The following is a 23,616-nucleotide window of genomic DNA, read 5'->3' on the forward strand; positions in this document are numbered from 1 at the left end:
CGCACCGGTGGCACTCAGCGCAGTGATCGCGATCTGTCTGCGCCGCCCCGGCCAAGCGCTCTTCCCGGCAATGTCACTGGATCGGGGCTCGTGCACGGGAAGGCGGCGCCCGACGCCACCGGTACCGGCGCGCAGTGGCGGGTGATCTCCGACATCACCAGTGGCCGCGTACGGCTCATCGGCGGCGATGTCACCGGCGCCGCCGAATCGCTGACCACCGCGCTCAGCGAGGCTGTCCGCCGGCGCCTGCCCCACCAGGTGCAGCGCGTCATCCGCACCGCCGACGGCCACCTGCCCGACGTACGGGACAGAGCCACGGTGGCGCTCGACGGCCTGCGACAGGAGATGGCAGCCTGAACCCGCCTCGGCAACCATCGTGCCGAGCGTCGCCTCGCCGGATGCTGCTTCCGGTTGCATGGGTGCGGTCTCCCCTCGTAGCGCTGGAACGGGACGGCTGACGGAACCCGCGACGCCTCGGCCATCACATCGGGACCCAGCGCGGTGCGGGCGGGCTGCAGCACGGTACGGTCCTCAGCTGCCGGAGGTCTGCTCGGCCAGGGCGTTGAGGAGCGCTGAGCGAGCTCCTTCGCTCCGGCGGGACGGATGCGTTCAGCGAGCGCGAGGGCCGTACGGTAGTGCTCGCGGGCGCCGATGAGCCCGCCGGCCTCCATCGCGATGTCGCCGCGTAATCGGTGCACGCGGAACCGTCCCCGCAGGCTGCCGGTGGTTGTGAAGTCGTCCTCGGCGACATCAAGCAGGAGCCTGACGTTGGCGCCGAGGAAGACGTACGCACGCACCAGGACCAGCAGCGCGCGACCGGCCTTGACAGCGTCGCCCTCGCCGCCCAGGGCGACGTGGGCAGGCCCCCCACCCTCGATCGCCCGGCGGGTGCACTTGTCCTCCAGGTCCATCTCGGTCTGGACGATGCGCGTCAGGGCCACGGCTCTGCGGTCCGAGATGGTCTCGCGGATCCTCAGGGCCTGCTCCAGCAGCGCTTTGGCGCTTTCCCGGTCTCCGTTCGCCTTCGGGCACAGGGCCAGTTCCTGCCTGACCTGCGCGACGGCTCGCTGGCCACGATCGCGCTGGACGGACCCTCCTCCGCCCGCGTGACGCCGACCGGCAGGCGGGCGTCGGGTCACGCGCACAGCGCGGTCCCCAGATGGGTAAGCACCCGATTCAGGCGGGCACGGTTGTAGCGGTAGAGGTGCAGGGCGTGGTCGGACACGGCGTGGGTGTCGGCGTTGTCGATGACCTTGACATGGTCAAGTGCGGCCTCGAGTCCTCCGGCGGCGTACGCGCGGTCGATGCGCTGAGGTCCGCCCTGGCGCGGCTTGTTGAATCCGGCGGTTGCGGCGAGAGCGCCGTGTTGTCCTAGATGGTCGGCTGCATGCCGTGCGAGGTCGACGAACCCGGCATCACGCAAGGTCAAGTCGGGCCTGGTGTCAGTGCGGCGGCTCCCGTGGGCGTCCACGTAGGTGCGCTGGACCATGTGTGCTCGATCACTGACCTTCTCCCAGTCGGGCAGGGCGATCGGTTCAGGACGGGCGACGTAACTGTTGGTGTCACCGGCTGCGAATGTAGCCACGCCGGTTTGGGCCTGGGTGGTGAGCCAGCCCGTTTCGGTAAGGCGCTGGTCGGCGTCGAACCAGCACATGTGGAAGGAGATGAGGTTCAGCGGCACAGGGCAATCGTCGAGTGTCACGGCGACGTGGCAGGGGTGGAGCCACCAGGGCTTCGCACGAGGCCGGACTTCCGCCACCTGGAACATGTCGGGGCGTAGGTACACGGCCGTTGCGATGTCCGCGTCGGCGTCCGGGTTGGGTGCGGACAGGAACCCGCGGAGCTTCAACCGCTTCTCGGTAGTGTGCATGAGCTGGTTGCCCCGCTCCCGACTGAACTTCGCTTCCTGCTGTAGCAGTACGTCCGGGCCGCCGTCTCCGAGGCTGGCGACAATGTCGACCGCGCAGTCGCGGCGTTCGCCATTGCGGCCGCCATCTGCCTCGATGTTCCAGACGGCGATGTCGACGGTGCTGGCGTCCATGAAGTCCTTCATCCCTAGATTTGTTAATTGCGTTTGGGGCGAGATGAGGTGATGGGTGAGCAGGTAGTCGGGCTTGAGCCTGCGGGTAGTCGACTCGGGTCAGTCGGCGAAGACGTCATCGAGGGCGTCGAACGGGTCGTAGCTGATCCCTTCGGCCGCGGGCGCGCGCGGAAGAGCTTGGCTGAACACCCTGGTGGCCTCGCCGTTGGTGGAGGCGGGCTTCCTCATGCAGTGGGCTGCGGTGGCGTCGTCGACGGTTACCAGCACGTCGCTGATCCGGCGCGAACGGCCGACCCAGACCAAATCGGGGGCGAAGTACACCTCGAAGGCGGTGTACCTGGGTTCCGAGAGTGTCCTCACTACGGCTCGTGTGGTGGCCGCGGCGAAGGCCATCGGATGCTTCTCCCACTTCGCGACTGCTGACCGGTGCCGCCCCGGTGCACGGTACTCGTAGCGGCGGACCTGCCGGTGGAGGAGTTCATGTGGGGGCGCGCTCCCGCTTGTCGAGTTGCTGGCCTAAGGAAGCGAACCACCTACTCGTAGCGCCTGGAATGGGGTTGAGGGTTCACGGGTGGTCAAGGTGGTCAAAGATCGTTTATCGGCCACCCGTTCGCTCTGGCAGGAATCGCTACGCAAGCGCGCGGCCCTTGATGCCCCGCGCGGGCCACCGGTGGCCCGCGGATGCTTCAGTCAGCCCGTAACTCCCCATCGTCCGAGCATGGTTAAGGGGCGGGGACGGGTTCACAATGAGCCACCTAGGGAGTCTTGGCGATTCCTTTGCCTCACGATGAGTGCTCACCGGCCTCACCCGCCTCACCGGTCATGGTTCGCCCTGCGGGCTGAAACTGCACGTGCTGCAGCAGGAGGCCGAAGTGCTTCATGTGAGTCCGACGGGCGTCTGGGAGTAGCCTTCCTCCGCTGATCCTGCATCGTCGCGGTGGAATGGCTGCCCGTCATCTTGGCTGCAGCGAAACGTAGTTGCGCACTGGCGTAAGGCTACGGTCTGGCCGGCTGCGGGCGAACGTAGCTTGGTCAACGTGGTCAAAGATCCTTCTTGTTGGCGGAGGCGCAAGGATGGCGCGGGAGCGGAACGAGAAGTTAGCCGCACTGTTGGAGGAAGCGAGCTGGTCACGGGCCCAGGCGGCGAACGCGTACAACCGAGTGGCCGCTGAGGCTCTGAACGGCGAGGTACTGGAGAACTCCCAGATCGGCCGCTCCCACGTGAGTATGTGGGTCGGCGGGACCAAGCCGACCGGTGTCGCGCCCGCTATCTTGATTCAGGCACTGTCCCGTCGCTTGAAGCGTGAGATCACGCCACAGGAAGTCGGGTTCCCTGGCGCGGTCCCGCAGGCGCTGGGGATGCTGGACTGGAGCGTTGATCCGCTGATCGCGCTGAACGACTTGGGGAGTGGCGTGGACGCGGATCGGCGTCGTTTGCTCGCGGGGTGCATGTACTCCGCAGCGCCCCTGATATTGCCGGACGAGTCGTGGTGGGCCGCCATGTCGCAGCCTCCGTCCGAGAAGCCCTCGACCGGAAAGCGCGTCGGCCAGGGAGATGTGGAAACAGTACGAGAGCTGACACAGGCTTTCTCACGCCTGGACCAGCGGCGTGGCGGCGGACACGGCCGACGCGCAATCGAGGAGTACATGAAGGCGGAAGTGCTCCCCTTCCTCCACGGCCGGTTCGCCTCGGACGAGACGCGCCGCTCGATGTTCGCGGCCTCAGCGGAACTCACCTACGTATGAGGGTGGATGGCGTTCGACAACAGCGAGCACGCCGTCGCACTCAGCCGGTTCAACACCGCAGTGAAATTGTCGGCCCGCGCAGGAGACGCACCACTGAGCGGACACATCCTGCGGGCCATGGCACACCAAGCACTCGACCTGGGACACAGCCGCGAAGCCCTCCAGATCTCACGGCTCTCTGTCAGCGGAGAGCGGTACTCCGCGGCTACGCCCCGCGAACGAGCGCTCCTGGGCGTCGTGCACGCCCGAGCCCTGGCGGCGAACAAGCTCAGAGCGGAGGCCGCCCGTGCACTCCTGCGGGCCGAGGACGACCTGTCCAACGCACACGACGGAGTCGTAGAGCCAGACCGCACCTTCTTCTTCGGTGAGGCTTCCCTCGCGCACGAGACCGCGTGCAGCCTGCGAGACCTCGGTGACCACAAGGCGGCGGTCAAGCAGTTCCGGTGCTCCGTGCGTACCCGCGGGGCGGCCTTTCGGCGCACGCACGCCGTCACACTCGGATACATGGGCGCGACACAGCTTGCGCACGACGGCGTTGAGGAAGCATGTGCGACCTGGACCAGCGTCCTGGACACGAGGGAGGACGGAATTCATTCCGGACGAGCCCGTCAGGCGGTCGTGGACATGAGGGTTCTGCTGTCGCCCTACCGCAGGCGTGGCATTCCTGCGGTGGGTGCGCTCGATGCACGCGCGGCCGCTTACCTGGCCCAAGTAGATTGACCGTACCGTCATTGAGGCAAGACGAAGGGCTGGCACACAACCTTGGAGATCAAGCCGATTGGAGAAGTCGTCGAGGGCCGCACCGAGGTTGCCGACGACTACTGGGGCGGCATCGAGTCCGTGATCCAACTCCACGAGTCCGAGTTCCCCCTCGATTCCGTACAGGGCCTCGAGGAGTTTTCCCACCTGGTGGTGGTGTGGCACTTCAACCTGGCCTCGCCCGACGACGTTGAGTACCACGCCCGCAGCCCACGAGGGAACGTGCAGTGGCCGGCAACGGGGACGTTCGCGCACCGCAATCACCGGCGCCCCAACCAGCTGGCCCAGAGCTTCCCCCGGCTCCTCAAGGTCGACGGACTCACATTGCGGGTGACCGATCTGGACGCTGTGGTCGGAACGAAGATCTACGACATCTCGCCGTACTTCGCCGAGTTGGGCCCGCTAGGATCTATCCACGAGCCTGCTTGGCCTGGCGAGATGCTCGCTGACTACTGGTCGAGTAAGGCGTGACCAAGGCATAGCCGGAGCCGAGTGGCTGCCTCGGCCGGGGCGCTCGGTATCGAACGGCATCGATACCGGGGTTCATGTTGCTGAGCCGTCGGGGTGCCTGCGGTGTGCACAGGGACCCTTGGTAACGGCCGAGGGCCTGCCGCTCGCGATTCTGGGCCCTGTGCTCGGCCTGCACTCGGTCGCCGTTGCCCAGCGGCGCCGACGCGTCGCGGCCGACTGGACCGCCTGAAGGTTGTCCCGTATGGGGCTGGGGTTATCCCGTGAGGGCCATGCTGTGCAGGCGTGCAACGCCGAGCATGGTCTGATGGACGCCGCTGCCCTTGAGCCGGCAGTCCCGCAGAACCTTCCAGTTCTTCAGCCGGGACAAGACATTGATGTGTGAGGGCTCAGGACTTGCTTGACGTTCCGTCCTCAAGACTCTCTTGACGCGGCTCGCGTGATTGACGGCTCGGCCATGCTTTGATCCGAGTGACGGGCTTGTCGCTGGTGCGGGGGAAAACGGCCAGTTCCGTGCCGTTGTGGACGACGCGGAAGTGGGTGTCCTCCACGATGACGTTCACGGTCTTGCCGCGGTGCGCGTAGCCGATCAGTAGTGGTTGACGGGCCACCATCACTCGACCGGTGCTGAAGGTGGAAGAGACTCGTTCGTCGTGGTTGTCCCGTGTCGGGGTGCGGCTTGTCCTCAACCGCGATCTGCTGGACCACTGCGGCTGTCCGTAGGCCGGTCTCCTCCGGTCGCGACGCCGCACCTGCTACGCCGGGCCTGCCAAGGAGCGGGCGATAGTGAACTGGCGTTCCGCCTCGGTCGGGTCGCCCGCCGCCGCGTAGGTGTGGCCCAGGCGGCGGCGTACCTCCATCTCCAGCGGTCTGCTGGTGTGTTCGGTGAGCGTGGCCAGGGCCTCGCGCTGGAGGGCGATGGCCGCGGCCAGGTCTCCGCGGCCGTGTTCCGCGGCGCCGAGCAGGGACAGACTCGTCGCGCGCAGTTGCAGGTCACCGACCTCCTGCGCCAGCTCCGCCGCGCGCCGCGCCAGGTCCTTGACCTCCAGGTGCCGGCCGAGTGCCAGGTGGGCCTCGGCGGTGAAGCACAGGGTCTTGCTGATCATTCTGGGGCGGCCGATCTTCTCGGCGAAGGTGAGAGAGGTGGCGTAGAACGTCAGTGCCTTCTCGTGCCGGCCCTCCTGGTCGTGCAGGGCGCCGAGCTGGCAGCTCGACATCCCGGCCAGCCAGTCGTCGTCGAGCCGGGACGCGAGACCCATGACCTCGCTCAGGTGGGCCGCCGCCTCCGGAAGACGCCCCAGTGCGCGTTCCGCGGCGCCCATGACGGCGATCGCACGGGCCTGCTCGCGCAGGTCGCCCCGGGCGCGTGCGATGCTCAGCGCGTCGGCGCACCAGGCGTACGCCTGCCCGAAACGCCCCTGGTAGATGTCCGCGATGGCCAGGCAGTTGCGCAGGGAGGACGGCATCCGCCGGTCCTCGGCCAGGTCGGCGCCGGGCAGCGCGAGTTCCAGGGCGGAGCGGCACTCGTGATAGCGGCCCTGCCGGACCAGCGGGTCGACCAGCGACTCGGCGATCCAGCAGGCGTGGTCACGCTGCCCCTTGGCCGCCGCGAAGGCGACCACGTCGAGGAGTTGGCCGCCCGCCGCCTCCAGCCACGCGTCGGCCTCCCGCCAGTCCGCGAAGGGGGAGCCGGAGACGTCGGGGCCCGTCGGATACCCCTCGGGCCCCCAGTCGCTGGCGATACGCCCGGCGGCCGTATACAGGTGCAGTACGGCGGCGCGGTCCGCCGCCGCCTCCTCCGGCGCGGTGGCGGCGAGGCGGCGCGTGTGATCGCGTACGAGATCGTGCAGCCGGTAGCGGCCGGCCCGCGGCTGCTGCAGCAGGCTCGCGTCGACCAGCCGCTCCAGGAGGTCCTCGGCGTCGTGGAGCGAGCGGCCCAGCATGACGGCGGGGGTGAGCCCGTCGAACTCGGCGGTCGGCGCCTGGCCCAACGCCCGGAACCCGCGGCGCAGTTCGGGGGCGAGCAGGTCGTAGGACATCCGGAAGGCGGCCTCCACGCTGCGGTCCTCCGCCCATAGCTCACCGAGCCGGCGCTCGTCGTCCGACAACCGGCCGACCAGGTGTGCCACCGTCCAGGACGGCCGGTTCTGCAGCCGGGCCCCGGCGATCCGCAGCGCCAGCGGGAGGCCACCGCAACGGCGGGCGAGCTCCTCGGCGGCCGCCGGCTCCTGTCCGGCGCGCGTCTCGCCGAGCAGGCGCGTGAGCAGGGCGACCGCGTCGCCGGTGTCCAGGGGGTCTACGGTGATCCGCAGGTCGGCGTCGAGGCCGGGCAGGCGCTGGCGGCCCGCCACGAGGACCCTGCTGCCCGGCCCCGCGGGCAGCAGGGGGCGTACGTGTTCCGCGCTGCGGGCGTCGTCCACGACCAGCAGAAGACGCAAGGAACTGGTGGCCGCGCGCCAGGCGGAGACCAACTCGGGGAGCTCGTCGGGGAGTTCGCCGTCGACGCCGTTGACTGCGCGCAGCAGCTGATGGAGGGCGCGCTGCGGGCGCAGGCTCTCGTGCGGGGCGCCGTGCGTGTGCAGGTCCACGAACAGACAGCCGTCCGGGTACTGCTCGTGCAGCGTCCAGGCGGCCCGCACCAGGAGCGCGGTCTTGCCGACGCCCGCCGTGCCGTCGACGGCGGCCACGGAGACGGATCCGGCGGGCACCGGCGCGGTGAGCAGGCCGAGCTCCGCCTCCCGGCCGACCAGCCAGGCGGTGTCACCGGGGAGTTCGTTGCGGCGGGGGCGTGTGGGGGGTGGGGTGGAGGGTGCGGGTGCGGGTGCGGGTGCGGGTGCGGTGGCGGGCGTGGGGGTGGGTGCTGTGGTCGTGGGCGGTGTCCCTGTGGCGGCGGGGGTCGGGGGGCGGGACGGCTCGGCGCCACCGAGCAGCACGGGATCGTCGCGGCGCAGTACCGCCTGGTGCACGCGGCGCAGTTCCTCGCCGGGCTCCACGCCCAGTTCGTCACGGAGCCGGCCCCGGGTCTCCTGGTAGACGGCGAGCGCTTCGGCCTGCCGGCCGCCGCCGTACAGCGCGCGCATGCGCAGGGCGGCGAGTGGTTCGTCGTACGGCCGCGCCATGGGCGCCGCAAGGAGTTCGTCCAGGGCCTCCGCGTACCGGCCGAGGAGCACCAGGCACTCCACGCGCTCCTGGTGCAGGGTGCGGCGCTGCCTGGTGAGGCGCCGCCGTTCGGCGTCGGCGAGCGGGCCGGGCAGGCCGGCCAGCGGCTCTCCGCGGAACAGGCACAGGGCCCGCGTGCACGCGTCGAGGGCGGCGGGAAGGTCCCCCGCGGCCTTCGCGGCGCGTATCGCGCTGCTGCGGCCCGCCAACTCGCCGATGTCCGTCGGGACTTCGCCGAGTACGGGAGCGGGCGCGGACGCGGGCAAGGGTACGGGTACGAAGCGGTAGCCGCCGCGCTCGCCGCGGATCACGGAGGCGGTGGGGGCGGTGCCGGGGGCGTCCAGCGCTTTGCGCAGGGGGTAGACGTAACTGGGCAGGACGCGACGGCCCGTGCCCGGCGGTTCGAGTCCCCATACGTCGTCCAGGAGTTGCTGGTGGGTGACGAGCGTCCCGGCGCGGAGGACCAGCGCGGCGAGGACCGCCTGCCGGCGTACGGGTCCGAGATCGAGCGGGACCTCGCCCCGGTGGGCGGTGACGGGGCCGAGGAGGGTGAGACGCAGCGGGCCTTCGGCGGCGCGGGCGCCATTTGTACTGGCGGGGCGGATGGCCTCCGCCGGGGCCGCTGCCGGGTTCGTCCTGGTCCTGTCCGGCGGAGTCGGTGCTGGGCTTGGGTTCGTGGTGGACGTGTCCGGTGGGTTTGCCGCCCCGCGCCGGGCGGTCGACTCCGCTGAGCCTGGCGCCCCGTCCCGGCCGGCCGCATCCGCTGGCCTCGCCGTGCCGGTCGTACCTGTCTGGTCCGTCGTGCCGGTCGTGCCGGTACAACCCGTCGTACCCGCCGTACCCGGCGCGCCTGCGGTACCCGACGCGCCAGGCCCACCCGGAATACCCGTCCTGCTCCAACCCACCGCTATCTCCCCCGTGGTCTACGCACCGTCCCGCGGTTCCCCGTTATCCCCGCGGCCACCGAATCCTCTGCTTCAGCAGAATTTCATCGGCATTGCAGTGTCTCGCGAGAGGGTTCGGCGCGTCGTGTCCGGTCCCGGTCGATCTCCGTTCCGGCCTGCCTCGGTACGGGTTCCCGCCGTCCCGAGGGTGTGAACCGTAGGAAAGCGAGCTGCATCGTGAGTGAGAACCCGCAGGTGAACCCCCCACAGGGGTTCGGCCAGGCGTACCAGGGTCCCGGCCAGGCGCCGCCTCCGATGCCCGGTCAGGCGCCGCCGCCCGTCCCGCCGCAGGCGCCGGGTGGCGCACCATCGGCCTGGTCGCAGCAGGTACCGCCCGGCGGTCCCGGCGCGCCAGGTGGCCCCGACGGCCCGGGAGGCCCCCGCGGCCGCTCGCGTGCCTGGCTGATCGGTGGCGCCGCGGCACTCGTCGTCGCGGTGATCGTCGGCGTGGTCGTCGCCACGTCTGGGGACGACGACAAGGACACCGCGTCGGGCAAGCCCACCGGCCTGCCGGGAGGCGTCGCCAAGCCGAAGGGGCCGCCGAACGAGGAGTCCTCGGGGGGCAAGGCGTACACCAAGGTGCCCAAGGGCTGCGAGCTGATCAAGCCGTCGACCATCGCGAAGATCGCCCCCGGCGCCACGTGCACGCCCGGTGTGACGGACGAGGGCGACCTGGCCACGATGATGACCAGGATGCCGAGTTGGGACCCCGCCGGCTCCGGCGCCGACTTCCAGAGTCTGGACGTGAACCTCACGGTCGGCCCGTCGGCCAAGTCGATGTACGACATCAACAAGAAGACCGCCATGAAGGTCATGGGGCCCACGCACAAGGTGGAATCCCGTGAACTCAACGGGCTCGGCGAGGAAGCCGTCGTCGTCCACGCCGTCGATGACACGCTGGTCTGGGTGAAGGTGCTCACCCGCAACGGCAACGCCACGATCCGCACGGAGTTCGTCTACAGCACGACGTCCTCCGACCGGACGCAGAAGCAGACCGAGGCGGACGCCATCACCGCCGCCCGTGACGTACTCGGCTCCCTGAGCTGACCGCTCCGGCCACGACGTGCGCATCCAGCCCCGCGGAGGCGGCGATCCCAGGGCCACGCCCACGCCCACGGCCGCCCGGTCCGACCAGCCCCCGCACACCACCGTGCCGCAGTCACCCGCCATGCCGACGCCGACCCGGCCGGTCACCACCGCCGCGGAGCCATCGGCCGGGGTCCAGGACCGGGCTCGGATTCGGGCCCACGGGCAGCAGAGCCCCACCCGCATCGGCCCCTACGAGGTCTTCCAGCTCCTCGGCGAGGGCGGTATGGGCCGGGTGTTCCTGGCCAGGTCGCCGGGGTCGTGGCTGGTCGCCCTGAAGGTCATCCGGCCCGAGTACGCCGAGGCACCGAACTTCCGCGGGCGGTTCCGGCGCGAGGCCGAGTCCGCGCGCCGCGTCAGCGGCTTCTTCACCCCGCCCGTGCTCGATGCGGACGCGGACGCGCCGCAGCCCTGGCTGGCCACGGCCTGCGTCCCCGCGCCCTCGCTGCACGATGTCGTACGCGGCTTCGGCGTGCTGTCCGAGCCGGGGCCACGAGCCTTGGGCGCCGGTCTCGCGGAGGCACTGCCCGCCATCCACGACGCGGGCATCGTGCACCGCGACCTCAAGCCCGGCAACGTACTCATCACCGAGGACGGGCCCCGCGTCATCGACTTCGGCATCAGCAGCGCGGTGGACGCCACCCAAGTGACACGTACCGGTGCCGTGATGGGGACGCCCGGGTTCATGGCGCCCGAGCAGATCGTGTCGAGCCGCGACGCCGGGCCTGCGGCCGACGTCTTCTCGCTGGGCTGCGTCCTGGTCTTCGCGGCCACCGGCAGTGAGCCTTTTCAGCATTGACGCTCCAGGGTGAGGACGGCGGCGGCGATGACGGTCATGCGGTTGGGACTGCAGCGGGCTTTGCGGAATATTCGCCAGGACTTCAGTCCCGCGATGCAGCGTTCGACCGGTGCGCGTGCCGCTGACAGGGCCCGGTTGATCGTCCGCTGGGTCGTGGTGAGGTCCTGATGAGGAAGCCGTCTGATCGGGGTCGTCACCCAGGAGCCGGCCCCGATGTAGGCGCGGTCGGCGAGGACGGGAACGCCCTGGCGTTCGCAGATCCGGATGATGCGGTGGGTGCGGGCCGCGGTCAGGTCGTGGGTGCGGCCGGGCAGCGCCGGTGAGATCCACAGCAGCTTGCCCGCGGGATCGGCCACGACCTGAACATTCACGCCGTGACGACGGTGCTTCTGCGAGAAGTCGGCCCGGCTGTCGCCGACGCGGTCGCACTCGGCGAGCGTCCCGTCGAGCAGGACGTGATCAGGATCGGCCTCTCGCAGGATCCGCAGCAGTCCGGGCGCCCGGCGGGACAGGTGCTCGACGACGGCTGTCACGTAGGCGTGTGCGGTGCCGACGGATATGCCGAACCCGGCGGCGATCTGCGCGAGTGTGTCGTGCCGGCGAAGGTAGACCAGGCCCACGAGCGCACGCTGGTGGGGCGGGAGCTTGCAGCGTCGGTCACCCTCACGGGTGACGATGAGCATGGATACCCACTCGACCAGGGCGTGAGGCAGGTCGAGTGCGGCAGGATAGGGAACCAATGAGCTTCTTCGAGGTGGCCACCGATCAGGTGATGGTTCGTGAGCCGCAACGAGCGAGGCCCCCGGGCTGTTGATCGAGATGTCTGACGTCTCAATCATGCTGCTCGGGGGCCTCGTTGGTCATCTATCCTGCCGCACTCGACCTGCCTCATGCGCTCGTGGAGTGGGTCACCATGCTCATCGTCACCCGTGAGGGCGACCGGCGCTGCAAGCTCCGCCTGTCTCAGCGCGCGATGGTGGCACTGGTGTACCTGCGCGAACACGTCACCCTGGCGAAGATCGCTGCCGGGTTCGGGATCAGCGAGTCCACCGCCCACGCCTACACCAGCGCGGTCATCCATCTGCTCGCCGAGCGTGCGCCGGGCCTGCTGAAGGTCCTGCGCGAGGCGGACCCCGACTTCGTCCTGCTGGACGGCACCCTCGCCGAGTGCGACCGAGTCGGCGACTCACGCGCGGACTACTCCCACAAGCACCGCCGGCACGGGGTGAACGTGCAGGTGGTCACCGATCCGGGCGGGGGACTGCTGTGGCTCTCGCCCGCGCTACCAGGCCGGGCCCACGACCTGACCGCCGCCCGCATTCACCCGGTCATCCGTTTCTGTGAGCGCCAGGGCGTCCCCATCCTGGCTGATCTCGCCTACCAGGGCGGTGGCCCGTGGTTGACCACGGGCCACAAACGCAGGCCGCTTCAAGAGCTCACCCCCACCGAGAAGACCGTCAACCGCGCCCTGGCTGCGGCACGTGCACCGGTCGAACGCGGCGTCGCCCGCCTGAAGTCCTGGCGGATCTTCCGCAGATCCCGATGCAGCCCAAACCGCATGACGTCAATCGCCAAGGCGGTCCTCACCCTGGAGCGGCAACGCTGAAGAAGCTCAATGAGGCTCCTGCGCTGATGAGTTGAGACGTCGAACACCTCTCTCAACGGCGCAGGAGCCTCGTGCGTTGCGGGATGCCAGCCCATCACCCGATCAGTGGCCACTCTGAAAGGGCTCAGTTCGTCGCCCAATGCCAGAGCTGGGTCCCTCGAAGGTCTATATCGGGTGTTGGAGGATTGCCTCGGCAATTACACAGGAGTGGCCGAAAGGGTGGGATCTGTTGGCCGACAACCACAGCTTTCTAACGCAGTGTTAACGAACCGGAAGTGGTCGCGGGAGGCGGTAGAGCGACGCCACCTCGCTCTTCGCACACGCCTGTGAGTCTGTCAGCGGAAGGCGGCACACCTCTCCGTATGTTTGCAAGCAAGACCCACACCCGCCCGTGGCGCGACAGCTTCATGCACCGACCCACCTGATGAACATAGGGACTGCGTGCTCATCCCCGCCGCGGCTGTTCACGGCCGCCGTATGCAGATCGGCGACTCCGCGCGCAGGAATCGCCGCAGGCCGAGGACCGTTTCCGGTTTCCGCCGCACGAATAGCGCATTCTTTGCCAGCTCTGCTGCACCTACTCGCCGGGTGCGAGGCCCGCGACCGTCGTCGGGCCGAACGACGTATTCGGGCCGCCCACTTCCTGCAGAAGAAGTCCTTACGCGAGTTCGACTACACCGCCGACCCCAACATCGACTCGGCCCGTTATCCACGACCCCGCCAGCTGCGACTGGTGGAGCCCCTGACGCCTGCCCCAGCCACGAGGGGCGTTAGATCGCGGGCTGCAGGCGTCCCCACATGAGAGCTGTACCAGGACGTGCTCCGGCCGGTCGGATGCAGAGGGCAGGCCGTCGCAGCTTGGTCGAGGTCGTCAGGCTGAAGGGGGCGGGGAGGGCCCCTTCGCCAGGCCAGGTGCCTGCAGATGATCTTTGACCACCTTGACCGCCTCCGGGCCATCGCCCCCATGTTGAAATGTCGGGTTGCGCGTTCCACTTGTGAGCCAGGTACTCGACAAGCGGGAGCGCCCCAGATGAACTTCTCCACTGGCGAATTCGCCTACCCGCCGGGACAGCCCGGGGCAGACGGTGCAGCCCGTCCAGGCCCCTGCGCAGGCGTGATCGCACCACTGCCTCAGCGCTCCGTCGACTCCGCCCGGATGATTCCGCCCGCCGGAGAAGCCGCCTTCACCACCCGCACCGAGACGATCAGCCACGAGGACGTCGCCCTGGACATGCGCGACCTCGCCACCCGGGTCCGGAGCCTGATGGGCTTTCAGAGCGGCCACCCGGTCCGCCTTCCGCTGGGCGGGCGCCTCTTCGACGTCGTGGCCACCGCGAGCGGTGATGCCGCGCGGGCCGTCGTCCGGCTCATGGACGAGGTACAGATCGACGGCTGCGGACCTGTGATCGAAGACCCGGTCAGGTCGTGGCTCTACTGGCTCGTACCGCCGGGCTCCAGTGCACAGTGGGCGCCGCACCGCTACGGCGCCTGTCTCGGACGGCCGCACGAGATCGCCCTGCCGCCCCTTGACCATGTCGATCCACCCGGTCAGTACTGGCTGCGGCCCTTCAAGAGCGATCGCCTCGTGCCTCCAGCCCCCCTGCGGGACTACCTCGATCGCCTGCAACCCGCCCCCGTGCCGCACGAAGCGCTGCTCGCGTCCCAGCTGAGGTTGGCGTGAGGCGGCGACATGACCTTCGGCGACCTCTCCCTCAGCGCATACCTTCCGTACCGGGACGACCACTGCGGCGCGTTCCTCCCGTACGAGGACGACCCGAAGACTCCCTGGAATCAGGCTCCGCGGCTCGAGGGCCTGCGCGTCGACTCCATGCAGGAGCTGTTCCAGGAGCACGACCGGACCGGCGCCAGGGTCAGCGTGGCTCCGTACGTGGTGGCAACCTCCAGCGACGAGCGGCGTGCGGCGCTGCAGCGGCTCCGGCGGTTCGCTACGGACGAGCAGGGCTGGGACGTCGTACGGACTTCGTTCACCGACTCCGATCCGGCCTCGCCCATCGAGTATCGCTCGAGGTTCGGGGCCGTGTGCCGCTACGTCGGCCTGGGGCTTGCCAGCGGCGTGCTTGCTCCGGGGCGTCCCGACCTCACCTTTGATGACCCAGCGTTCGAGCGCGTCCTGACCTACCTCCACAAGCGCCAGGCGTTTCTGGCCTTCCTGCCTCTCCTCGGTGGCCGAGGGGCAGAGCAGTGACTGTCTCCCACGACATTCCGCCGACCGACCCGGTGAATTCCCTTCGACCAGTAGGACCATCGCCGAGGCGGCCCGGCCTGGGGTGGCGATGCCGCGCCACGAGACCCCGTCGCACCCGAGTACGCGCTGATCGGCTGCATGAAGGCGTTGCCTCCTACGTTCCGTGAGGACGCTCGCGTATCAACGCGCCCAGAGCTTCGTCCTGCATCGGGCGGGGCCGACCGCCATCGCGTCACTACGAGTTGTGGCCGTACACACCCATTTCACCGCCCGCGCCGTGCATTTCCTGCTCGACGTGGCCAAAGAAGGCAGAAGCCTATGAGTCCTGAGCAGCACTCCCCAGACCTGCAGGGCGACAGCGCCCTCGACTTCGCGGCCATCGGCCGCACCGTGGGCCACGCCCTCGCTCTGCTTCCCCCGCCCAGCGGCGACGACATCCTCTTCCATTTCTATGGAGGCGAACCGCCCGAATACACCACGGAGGAGCTGACCAAGATGCTCCTGGCCGACCTGTCGACGCTGCTGTTCGCTTGCCAGGAGGTCCCCGTGGAGGTGTGGGACGGCGAGCCCAAACAGATGCTGCTGAGCATGGTCCAGGAGGGCCACGCGCTCATCGAGAGGCGGCCTGTGGCCCCGGACGCCGCCCACGCCTATGACTACCTTCAGCGGCTCGCCCACGCCACCAGAGCCCTTGCCGTCGTTGCCTACAGAACGCGATAGACCATCGCGCACCGCTGACGGACGTCGCCTTATGCCTTCGGGCCTGAGGAGCGCGTGCGGGCGGAGCCCGACACCTACGGATGGTGCTCGGGCATCAAGAGGGCTGCGCGCGTCCGTGGCCGCGCTGTCCTCGTCGTATCTCCCGCGTCGCGTCCGTGGCCCAAGACCTGCTGGTCGTGACGTCACCGATTTCCACCGAGCCGAAGGGCACAAACACGTGACCACCTGTGACATCCGCCATGAATCGGACCGGCATCCGGAGCTTACCCATCAGGTGGGCGCGATAGCCGAGATAGTGGCGACTGCTGTGGAGAAGATCACCGGACTCTCCCTCGGCGGCCGTCCTGTGATTCGCATCGTCGGGCACGAGGAGTTCATCACCGAAGCGATGATGGAGCGACGGCGCCAGGCGGCCCTCGACACGAAGCAGTTCAGCTTGTCCCACGAGGCGACCAGGGCCCTGCGTTCCCGCCTGGACACTGAGGAGACGGAACTGCGGCTGTCCTGGATGGGCAGTGGCGCGCAGACCATCGCCAACGTCGCTGGCGAACCGCAGGCCTTGATCGCGCCCGAGTCCTTTCACCACGCCGGCTTCGGGACCGAGGAGATCACCAAGGCGCTCGCGCACGAGCTCGCGCACGTTGCGCAACACCATGCAAGCCGCGGCCGGGCGTCCCTCGCCTACAACACCCTCCGGCCGGACCTGTACGGTCTCGTCGACGTCGCAGTCGGGCACCTGCTGCACGGCCACGCGGTGTGGACGGATGAGCGCGTCACCCAGCGCGTGGTCGGGCATGCAGTCGAGCTGCGGCCCACCGGTCGGGAGACGCCCGAGTACCTTGCCATGCGAGACCGGTTCGCGGAGCGGATGCGGGATTCCGAAACCGCGTCCGCGCACCCTGCTCCGTCGCCGGATGCCTACGACGACGGTGCCCAGTTCATGACGGTCGTCATCGAACGGCTGGGAATCGCGGCCTTCAACACGGTCTGGGGGGACCTGTCGCTCACACCGACTACCCGGGAGATCAAGGACCCCGACCGGTGGATCCGCCGACTGGCCCAGGACGCCCGCGCTCTGAGCACGACCCAGGAGAACACGTGATCTGGTGGTTCTTGTGGCGTCTTAAGCCTCCCGTTCTGGTCCCGGGGGCATTTCACCAGAACGCGTCCACCGCGCGTTCCCCGCCGGAGAGGCAGAACGCGGGCACGTAAGACCCCCTGTTTCCTGGTCACAGCACAAGCCGCAGCCGGAACGTGACGGAGCCCGGGAGCATGTCCAGCTCCCGGGCTCCAGCTTGCCACCCATTTGCGCACACCGGCGGCGTTTAAGAACCGCGGGTCATGTTGAGATCGACGTGTTCTGCCTTTGAACTACAGCGCCACGAGAGAGGCGCCGGAGGGACTTGAACCCCCATCCGTCGATGTTCGCCCACGCTCGGTCGATCCGGTGTTCGGCGGCGAATACTGAGACTGGAGCGAGAATCTGAGTTTCATGGGGCCGCCTCTGCCAGGCTTGGGCCACCCCCGCACGTGGTGCGGGGAGAGGGATTCGAACCCCCAACTGACACCCCTTCATCAGCTTCAACATCAGTTTCAGCTTGCGCTCATCGCGCACCCTCCGCTCGCGACGGAGGGCGTATGTGGGGGCTACCGGAAGAGGTAGCCGAATACCGCGTCGCCGACCCGCTGGTCGGTGACCTCGGTGTTGTTCGCCTCCTCGCGGGCGAACTTGACGGACTGCTGGAGCTTCTCGACGCGGTCGAGGAGCTCGTTGACCCGCCGGGCGGGCAGCGCGCCGGAGAATTTCACCGTAGTCCAGTAACCGACCGGGACGTCCTCGTAGTACACCTCGACCTGCGCCGGGTGCTTATCCGTGGCCTCGGCCTTCACATGGTTGCGCGGAACCTTCTTCGTGCGGATGGTCCGCACCGGGTCCGTCTTCCACGAGTCCGTCGAGGGGTCCAGGTTCCACGACTCGGAGGCGTCGAGCACCGGCAGCTTGCGCACGAAGGTGTGCAGGTCGGTGAGTTGCTTCTCCAGGAACAACAGGTACGGGACGGGCACCTGGGGCAACAGCACCGTACCGTCAACCACCACGTCCGCGACCGCGGACCGGTTCGCCCAGTCCTTCGTCGCGGTCACGTCGAAGAGCCGCGTCAGCGTCCCGGCGGTCGCCCGCAGAGCGTCCTCGGCCTTGATCTGCACCCGCGTGGACTCTGGTGGCAGCTGCTCGCCCTCTTCGTCCTTGGGCTGGTAGGTCCGGGAGATGCCGGCCAGCAGGGCGGGCTTCTGCACATCCTGGTGAGCCTGGGTGAGCTCCTGGAGAGCCTTGGACTTGACGCCCTTTTCGACTGCGATGATCTGATTCAGCTTCGGCACACGGCGAACCTACCAACTCCGTGCCGTACGCACATCCGATTAAACGCCTGGCTGCGAGGGCGGGGCGGCGAGTGTGAGCCCGGACCGGGGCGCGAAGGTCACCAACCGTAAGGCGGCCGCCCGGCCGGCGACCCGTGCGGTGCATCGCAAGGCGGAGGGCCACGGCTCCTACCGGGGACGTACCTCGGTGGTCCGACAACGCGTCGAGGTGCAGTGTCGGCCGTCGCGACATGGTGAACCTTCGCGGTCACAGCCCTTAGCCTCGATCTTTCGCTTGGGGTGATGCGGCGTGGTTGATCGTCAGTTGCTGTGTGGCCGAGGTGTTTTCGGTGTCTGGGCATGGCGGAGTCCCGGCGCGGTGGTCGGGTTCTCCAAGGTCCTTCACGTCGTGGGCGGGCCGGGGCCGGTTGATCAGGCGGCGGGCCGGGGCAGTGCGGCGAGCCGGTGGAATGCCGTGGCCAGTTCGCTTCTCCAGGGCCAGGTTGCCGATATCCGCAAGCGCAGGGGGCGGCCGCCTCGGGTGAGACGGGCGGCGACGTGCAGCAGCCGATAGCGAAGTCTCTTCGGCTCGGCGGTGGCGAGTTCGCCGTCCAGCAGTAGGACGCGTGTCCAGGCGGGCAGGTCGATTGCCGCGAGGCTGAGCTCGAGCCAAACGGTGTTGATAGCGAAGTCGCGGGAGGGGAAGCGGCCGAAGCCGGTGTCCTTGCCCGTGCGAATGTGGTCCTCGACGGTTGCATGCCCGCGGTGGCGGGCCTCCAAGAACTGCGCGGAGCCGCCGCCGGAATAGGAGGTGTCGGTGAGGAGCACCCGATGGCGCAGGCCCTCATCCTGGTCGAACAGGGACAGTTGGGCACCGGGGTGCGGGCGTTCGCGGCGCGCGATGATGCGGGTGCCGGCCGGGTAGCCTTTCAGGTCGACCATGCCGGTCAGCTCGGTGACCTCGGCCCCGTCGCGCAGGGTGCCGTCCTGGTCCAGGGCCGGGTGCCACAACCGGTCGGGGACGGCCTGGATAGCGCGGCGGACCGGCTCGGTGATGGTGTATCCGACCGAGAAGCGCAGGTTGATGCCCTGTTCGCGGCGGTTGCCGAGGTGGGCGAGGAAGGCTTTCGCGGATCCGGCGCTGTCGGCGCGGACGAGGATGTCGGTGCCGTGCCGGTGGGCGTCGGGAATCTGGGCGAGAGCCTGGTCGAGCACCGTGATGTGGTCAGCAGCGGTGTTGGCGCCAGCGTTCCCGGGGCGTAGTCGGCCGGCCAGGGCTTCGCCGGTGTTGGCCAGGAAGCACAGCAGTGGGTGGAAGCCGAAGCCGCCTTTGTATGTGGGGGCGGCCTGGTCCTTCGCGGAGTGGCAGGTGACCAGCGTGGCATCCAGGTCCAGGACCAGACCGGGAAGTTCCTGGCCGCCGGCCCGGGCCGCAGGGATGCCCTCGCTCTGTTCAGCGGCCTGTAGCCAGGCGATTTCCCGGGCCCGCCCGCGAGCCGAGCGCAGAGAAGCCAGTGCCTGCTCGTCGGTGTCGGCGAGTAGCCGCCAGGCCGTTGGCGTCGAGGCGACCGGCCCGAACACCCCTTCCTGGTCCCGTAGTACAGCCAGATCTGTGATGGTCTCGCCGCCGTCGGCGAGCATCACCGCGAGATCGGTGGCGATCCGTCCCGGGCCGTGCCCGGTGCCGCGCGGCCGGAGCCGCCTGAGCGCGGTGGAGTACGCACTCGTCAGGCCGGTGGCATCGGCGAGATCCGCGAGCAGCCGTGCCCCGGCATGCCCGACCACCCCGGAACCATCCGTGCTGACAAGGAGCTTGGGACGCGAGCCGATACCCTGCACGCAGAGAGTGCCTTCCGCTTGGTCTGATCGAACCCCCCGGCAGGGTTCATCGTCCCAGTTCAGAAGACACTCACTCTTGCGTTTCTGCCCCACGCCGATCCTCACCCCAACCGAAGCGCCGAGGCTAGGGTGTGGTCGGGCCACTGAGGTGGCGGATGGTGGGAAATGGGTCAACCCGAGGGGCAGAAGGGGCACTTGATGGGTCAACGTGCGACATCGACGCAGGCCCCGGAGAGACAGGATCCGCGATTTGCAGCTGAGGTAGGTTGACCTTCGATCAAGGGGACGTGGAGAGCGGGGGGACCGCGTGAGGGCACTCGGCAACGGCGATCCGTCGCACATCGGGGCATATCGGCTCCTGGGCCTGCTCGGCGAGGGCGGTATGGGCCGGGTATACCTGGGCCGGTCCGAGGGCGGGCGTACCGTCGCCCTCAAGGTCGTGCAGAGCGAGATCGCCCAAGTACCGGATTTCCGAAGGAGGTTCGCGCGGGAGGTCGCCGCCGCGCGGCGCGTAGCGGGCCCGTGGACCACGGCTGTGCTCGACGCGGACGTCGACGCGGCCGTCCCCTGGGTCGCCACGCAGTACGTACCCGGTCCGGATCTGCACACCGTCGTCTCGCGGGACTTCGGCCCGCTGCCGGAGGGCACCGTAGGCGTCCTCGCCAACCGACTCGCTCTCGCACTCCAGGCGATCCACGGCAACGGGCTGATCCACCGCGACCTCAAACCGACGAACATCCTAGTCACCGTCGACGGGCCGCGCGTCATCGACTTCGGCATCGCACGGGCCCTGGACTCCTTGGAAACGATCGCCCAGGAATCGGCAATGACCCGTACGGGCATGGTCATCGGTTCGCCCGGTTTCATGTCCCCTGAGCAGGCGCGCGGGCGTGATCTCACACCCGCGAGCGATGTGTTCTGCCTGGGATCCGTCCTCGCCTACGCCGCCACCGGGCGGCAGCCCTTCGGCGCCGATGGGAGCGCAGGGCTCGCCGCGCAGTTGTTCCGCGTGGTGGAGGACGAGCCGGACCTTGAGGGAGTTCCAGCGCCCCTCGCCGCTCTCGTTCGCGACTGTCTGGAGAAGGACCCGCAGCGCAGGCCCACACCGGGCGAGATAGCCGAGCGGGCCGCGGACAAATCCACCGAGCCCTGGCTGCCCGGCGAGATTCTGCAGCAACTGGGGCGTCGAGCTGGCGAGTTGCTGGACTACGACCCCGCGGTGGCCGTCCCTGCCGTGCAGGCATTGGCACCCATACACGCGCCGACGTTCCACACCCCCGCACCGCCACCCGCGTTGCCGACCATGCCCGCACAGCCTCCGGGCGCCCCGCTCCCGCCGAACCCCCGACAGCGCCGAACCCGCACGATCATCGCGGGCGCGGTTGCGGCCGCGGTCATCGCCGCCGCCGGCGGCCTGGCGGCGCTCAAGCCCTGGGACAACGGCAACGACAAGAACACCCAGGGCGGAAAAGGCAGTTCGCCGGGAACCAGCAACCCCACCCGTGTCTCCATGCCGAGCGACTTCAACGGAACATGGGAGGGCCGGCTCACCGAGCCCGGTGAGCTGTCGAGCAAGCGCCTCGTACGTATCGAGATACAACCCCGCGCGGACAGGTTCTGGATATGGACTGTTGACGCAGAGCGGACTTGCGACGTCGAGGTCACCGCGCTCAAGGTGACGAAAGAGTTCAACGACAAACCCGCTATGACGCTCAGCGCGCCCAAGCTCAGCAGCGCCTCGCCCGCGTCCGAAAAGGGCGGGTGCACGCGACAGCCGACCGGCAAACTCATCGCCGATGGTGAGGAAACGCTCCGCTGGAAATTCGGCGAATACGAGGTCAGGCTCTACAAGAAGCCGAAGCCAGCGGTCATGCAGCAGGTACCGAGCATCTTCGTGGGCCACCGGAAGATGGAACACGATGACCGCGGCTTCTCACCCGACCGCCGACTCCAGCTCCAGACGGTCACCATCAACGAGGGAACCGTCCTCAACACCAGCACCGTGCGGGTCTCTGTGTTGGCGGGGAAGCCGGGAGCGGCGGGCTGGTGCTACTACCGGGGCCTCGTGTTCTCAGTAAGCGGGGAGAAACAGGACATGCTCTCCACCACAACACTGGAGTCGGAGTCGACCCCTGACGCGGCGCCCTGTCCGGCATCCCTGCCGGCTCAGTACTACTTTCCAGGGCCCAAAGGCTCGTACCTGCTGGTCTCGACGATGGGCCAGCAGGGAGTCTCCGGAACCGTCGTGCGCGCCGACCCCTAACCTCAGCTGCACAGCCCCCGCCCCACGTCGTAGCGCCAGTGCCGTCGTCTATCGCCCGGTCGGGCCCGGCTTTGCGATCCGCCTCGACCAGCAGTACTGAGCTGATTCCAACCTCAGGCTGATGATGCGTGGTGGAGGGTGAGGACTGCCTTCACGATGTCGGTGATCCGGTTGGTGCTGCAGCGGAGTTTCCGAAGCAGGCGCCAGCCCTTCAGCGTGGCCATCGCCTGCTCACCGTCGCAGCGGATCTTGGCGTGGGTGGTGTTGTGGCGCCGCTTCCATCGCTTGAGGCGGCGTCCCCGGAACGGGACGCGGACGGGGTGGTCGGCTCCCTGGTACGCCTTGTCCGCCCAGCACTTGAGATCCGCCGCGGCGAGCGCGCCGATGATCCCGTGGTGGCGGGCGGCGGTCAGGTCGTGGGTGGAGACGGGCAGCGCAGGCGAGGCCCACAGCAGGCGGCCGAGCGGGTCGGCGAGGACCTGGACGTTCATGCCGTGGCGCTTGTGTTTCCCGGAGTAGTACGGAGTGTCGGCGGCGATGCGGTCGATCGGCAGCCGGGTGCCGTCGAGGATGACGAACGCCTTGCCCCGGATCGTGTCCATGGCCTCGGCCAGGGTGGGGGCGAGGGCGGCCAGGACGTCGACCGCCTCGCGTATGTAGCGGTACACGGTGGCGATCCCGATACCGAATCCGGCGGCGAGCTGGGCATAGGTGTCGCCGCACCGTAGGTGCGCCAGGGCGAGGAGCGACTGACGACTCGACGGCAGACGCCGCCAGCGGGTGCCGATTTCCCGCCGTCGGGATGTGAGTCGTCCGGTCAGGTACCGCAGGGTGCGGCTGGACAGGTCGATCGACGACGGGTAGACAAGCACACGAGGCTCCTGACAGCACGGTGGATCTTGGTCGTGACACCGTCTACCAGGAGCTTCGTCATTCCACCCACTCGTCCAACTCGTGGTCAGCACTGCAAGGTTGGAAAGGGCTCAGTGCCATCTGCCCGAGACTGGGTGGGGGATGCTCAACCTGTCGGGCGGCGTCATCACCGCGGGCAAGGAGTGGACGGACGACGGCGCGGTGCACGAGGTGCACTCGCTCAAGCGCCGCGCGGCTACCGCGACCCGGCCTGTGCGCATCCCGCCGCAGTTCGTGCGGATCCTGCGCGCGCACATCAAGCGGTTCGGTGTGGCGCCGGACGGCCGACTGTTCCGGAACCAGGCCGGCAACTACGTGGATGCGTCTGCGTATGGCATTACGTGGGCGCGGGCACGGAAGCACGTGCTGACCCGCACGGAACTCGCCTCCGGGCTGGCCAAGCGTCCCTACGATCTCCGGCACGCCGGGATCTCGTTCTGGTTGTACTCCGGTGTGGACCCGGCTGAATGCGCTCGCCGCGCGGGCCAGAGCATCGAGGTCCTCTTCCGGCATTACGCCAAGTTCCTGGACGGCGTCAGGGAACAGGCCAACCAGCTGATTGAGCAGTCCATGCAGGAGTGGGACCGCGTCAGTCAGAGCTCGGCGCCTGCGGGGTGAGTCGTGACTTGGACCGGAAATAGACCGGAAGAGCTGGTCAGGAGCGGGATAGCGGTGGGAGGAACTGGGAGTTACGGCGTAAACCGGGCCCT

The 23,616-nt window shown here is 68.7% G+C and carries 21 protein-coding genes and 2 pseudogenes; 13 read left to right on the forward strand and 10 right to left on the reverse strand.

Annotated elements, in window-relative coordinates:
- Positions 1-90: 90 nt before the first annotated feature.
- A complete protein-coding gene (locus tag ACZ6BG_RS20025; protein ID WP_469003122.1) occupies positions 91-357 on the forward strand; it encodes a hypothetical protein in 267 nt (88 codons plus the stop codon).
- 778 nt (positions 358-1,135) lie between these two features.
- Here ACZ6BG_RS20025 and ACZ6BG_RS20030 read toward each other — a convergent pair.
- Together ACZ6BG_RS20030 and ACZ6BG_RS20035 are read right to left on the reverse strand one after the other, a co-directional pair.
- Positions 1,136-2,041: a hypothetical protein gene (locus ACZ6BG_RS20030; RefSeq protein ID WP_469003124.1), complete on the reverse strand. Its 906-nt coding sequence runs from the start codon at positions 2,039-2,041 to the stop codon at positions 1,136-1,138.
- A gap of 99 nt (positions 2,042-2,140) precedes the next feature.
- Positions 2,141-2,434 carry a hypothetical protein gene (locus tag ACZ6BG_RS20035; protein WP_469003126.1) on the reverse strand — a complete coding sequence of 98 codons (294 nt, stop codon included), beginning with the start codon at positions 2,432-2,434 and terminating at the stop codon, positions 2,141-2,143.
- 681 nt (positions 2,435-3,115) lie between these two features.
- Here ACZ6BG_RS20035 and ACZ6BG_RS20040 point away from each other — a divergent pair.
- Genes ACZ6BG_RS20040 through ACZ6BG_RS20050 form a run of 3 tightly spaced genes read left to right on the forward strand, consistent with a single transcriptional unit; the run spans position 3,116 to position 5,017 of the window.
- Positions 3,116-3,787, forward strand: a complete 672-nt coding sequence (locus ACZ6BG_RS20040) for a hypothetical protein (protein WP_469003129.1) — start codon at positions 3,116-3,118, stop codon at positions 3,785-3,787.
- 6 nt (positions 3,788-3,793) lie between these two features.
- Positions 3,794-4,507: a hypothetical protein gene (locus ACZ6BG_RS20045; RefSeq protein WP_469003131.1), complete on the forward strand. Its 714-nt coding sequence runs from the start codon at positions 3,794-3,796 to the stop codon at positions 4,505-4,507.
- 42 nt (positions 4,508-4,549) lie between these two features.
- Positions 4,550-5,017 carry a TrmO family methyltransferase domain-containing protein gene (locus ACZ6BG_RS20050; RefSeq protein WP_469003133.1) on the forward strand — a complete coding sequence of 156 codons (468 nt, stop codon included), beginning with the start codon at positions 4,550-4,552 and terminating at the stop codon, positions 5,015-5,017.
- A gap of 253 nt (positions 5,018-5,270) precedes the next feature.
- On the opposite strand, the pseudogene ACZ6BG_RS20055 reads toward ACZ6BG_RS20050, so the two are convergent.
- The 4 genes and pseudogenes from ACZ6BG_RS20055 to ACZ6BG_RS20070 all read right to left on the reverse strand — a co-directional run.
- A pseudogene (locus ACZ6BG_RS20055) lies at positions 5,271-5,390 on the reverse strand (IS5/IS1182 family transposase); the annotation flags it as partial.
- 13 nt (positions 5,391-5,403) lie between these two features.
- A complete protein-coding gene (locus ACZ6BG_RS20060; RefSeq protein WP_469004152.1) occupies positions 5,404-5,628 on the reverse strand; it encodes a hypothetical protein in 225 nt (74 codons plus the stop codon).
- Between the two features lie 141 nt (positions 5,629-5,769).
- Positions 5,770-8,484: an ATP-binding protein gene (locus tag ACZ6BG_RS20065; RefSeq protein WP_469004100.1), complete on the reverse strand. Its 2,715-nt coding sequence runs from the start codon at positions 8,482-8,484 to the stop codon at positions 5,770-5,772.
- Between the two features lie 27 nt (positions 8,485-8,511).
- Positions 8,512-9,078 (reverse strand): annotated as a pseudogene (locus ACZ6BG_RS20070) (AfsR/SARP family transcriptional regulator); the annotation flags it as partial.
- Positions 9,079-9,294: 216 nt separating this feature from the next.
- On the opposite strand from ACZ6BG_RS20070, the gene ACZ6BG_RS20075 reads away from it, so the two are divergent.
- Both ACZ6BG_RS20075 and ACZ6BG_RS20080 read left to right on the forward strand, forming a co-directional pair.
- Positions 9,295-10,164: a hypothetical protein gene (locus tag ACZ6BG_RS20075; RefSeq protein ID WP_469003135.1), complete on the forward strand. Its 870-nt coding sequence runs from the start codon at positions 9,295-9,297 to the stop codon at positions 10,162-10,164.
- Positions 10,165-10,285: 121 nt separating this feature from the next.
- Positions 10,286-11,002, forward strand: coding sequence for a serine/threonine-protein kinase (locus ACZ6BG_RS20080; RefSeq protein ID WP_469003138.1), 717 nt, complete (start codon positions 10,286-10,288; stop codon positions 11,000-11,002).
- Here the strand turns inward: ACZ6BG_RS20080 and ACZ6BG_RS20085 are convergent.
- The gene (locus tag ACZ6BG_RS20085; protein ID WP_469003141.1) at positions 10,993-11,742 is read right to left on the reverse strand and encodes a transposase; all 750 of its coding nucleotides are present in this window, start codon (positions 11,740-11,742) and stop codon (positions 10,993-10,995) included. The two genes, ACZ6BG_RS20080 and ACZ6BG_RS20085, sit on opposite strands and share 10 nt — an antisense overlap.
- 116 nt (positions 11,743-11,858) lie before the next feature.
- Between ACZ6BG_RS20085 and ACZ6BG_RS20090 the strand changes: the two genes are divergently transcribed.
- The 5 genes from ACZ6BG_RS20090 (at position 11,859) to ACZ6BG_RS20110 (ending at position 16,636) form a co-directional block, all read left to right on the forward strand.
- On the forward strand, positions 11,859-12,608 hold the full coding sequence (locus tag ACZ6BG_RS20090; protein WP_469003143.1) for a transposase: 750 nt from the start codon (positions 11,859-11,861) through the stop codon (positions 12,606-12,608).
- A 1,114-nt stretch (positions 12,609-13,722) separates the two neighbouring features.
- Complete coding sequence (locus ACZ6BG_RS20095) at positions 13,723-14,289, forward strand: hypothetical protein (RefSeq protein ID WP_469003145.1); 567 nt, start codon at positions 13,723-13,725, stop codon at positions 14,287-14,289.
- Positions 14,290-14,298: 9 nt separating this feature from the next.
- Complete coding sequence (locus ACZ6BG_RS20100) at positions 14,299-14,814, forward strand: hypothetical protein (RefSeq protein ID WP_469003147.1); 516 nt, start codon at positions 14,299-14,301, stop codon at positions 14,812-14,814.
- A 318-nt stretch (positions 14,815-15,132) separates the two neighbouring features.
- Entirely contained in the window at positions 15,133-15,534 is a 402-nt protein-coding gene (locus tag ACZ6BG_RS20105) for a hypothetical protein (protein WP_469003149.1), read from the forward strand.
- A gap of 217 nt (positions 15,535-15,751) precedes the next feature.
- The gene (locus tag ACZ6BG_RS20110; protein ID WP_469003151.1) at positions 15,752-16,636 is read left to right on the forward strand and encodes a zinc-dependent metalloprotease; all 885 of its coding nucleotides are present in this window, start codon (positions 15,752-15,754) and stop codon (positions 16,634-16,636) included.
- A gap of 545 nt (positions 16,637-17,181) precedes the next feature.
- Here ACZ6BG_RS20110 and ACZ6BG_RS20115 read toward each other — a convergent pair.
- Together ACZ6BG_RS20115 and ACZ6BG_RS20120 are read right to left on the reverse strand one after the other, a co-directional pair.
- Entirely contained in the window at positions 17,182-17,913 is a 732-nt protein-coding gene (locus ACZ6BG_RS20115) for a DUF7873 family protein (protein ID WP_469003153.1), read from the reverse strand.
- A 411-nt stretch (positions 17,914-18,324) separates the two neighbouring features.
- Positions 18,325-19,731: an IS1380 family transposase gene (locus ACZ6BG_RS20120; protein WP_469003155.1), complete on the reverse strand. Its 1,407-nt coding sequence runs from the start codon at positions 19,729-19,731 to the stop codon at positions 18,325-18,327.
- A 307-nt stretch (positions 19,732-20,038) separates the two neighbouring features.
- Between ACZ6BG_RS20120 and ACZ6BG_RS20125 the strand changes: the two genes are divergently transcribed.
- Entirely contained in the window at positions 20,039-21,994 is a 1,956-nt protein-coding gene (locus ACZ6BG_RS20125; protein ID WP_469003158.1) for a serine/threonine-protein kinase, read from the forward strand.
- Between the two features lie 113 nt (positions 21,995-22,107).
- Here the strand turns inward: ACZ6BG_RS20125 and ACZ6BG_RS20130 are convergent, their stop codons facing one another.
- Positions 22,108-22,866 (reverse strand): transposase family protein, encoded by a 759-nt coding sequence (locus ACZ6BG_RS20130; protein ID WP_469003160.1) that lies wholly within the window; start codon positions 22,864-22,866, stop codon positions 22,108-22,110.
- A gap of 142 nt (positions 22,867-23,008) precedes the next feature.
- Between ACZ6BG_RS20130 and ACZ6BG_RS20135 the strand changes: the two genes are divergently transcribed.
- Complete coding sequence (locus tag ACZ6BG_RS20135) at positions 23,009-23,524, forward strand: hypothetical protein (protein ID WP_469003162.1); 516 nt, start codon at positions 23,009-23,011, stop codon at positions 23,522-23,524.
- Positions 23,525-23,616: the final 92 nt, after the last annotated feature.

This window comes from Streptomyces sp. NPDC041205, assembly GCF_055591765.1.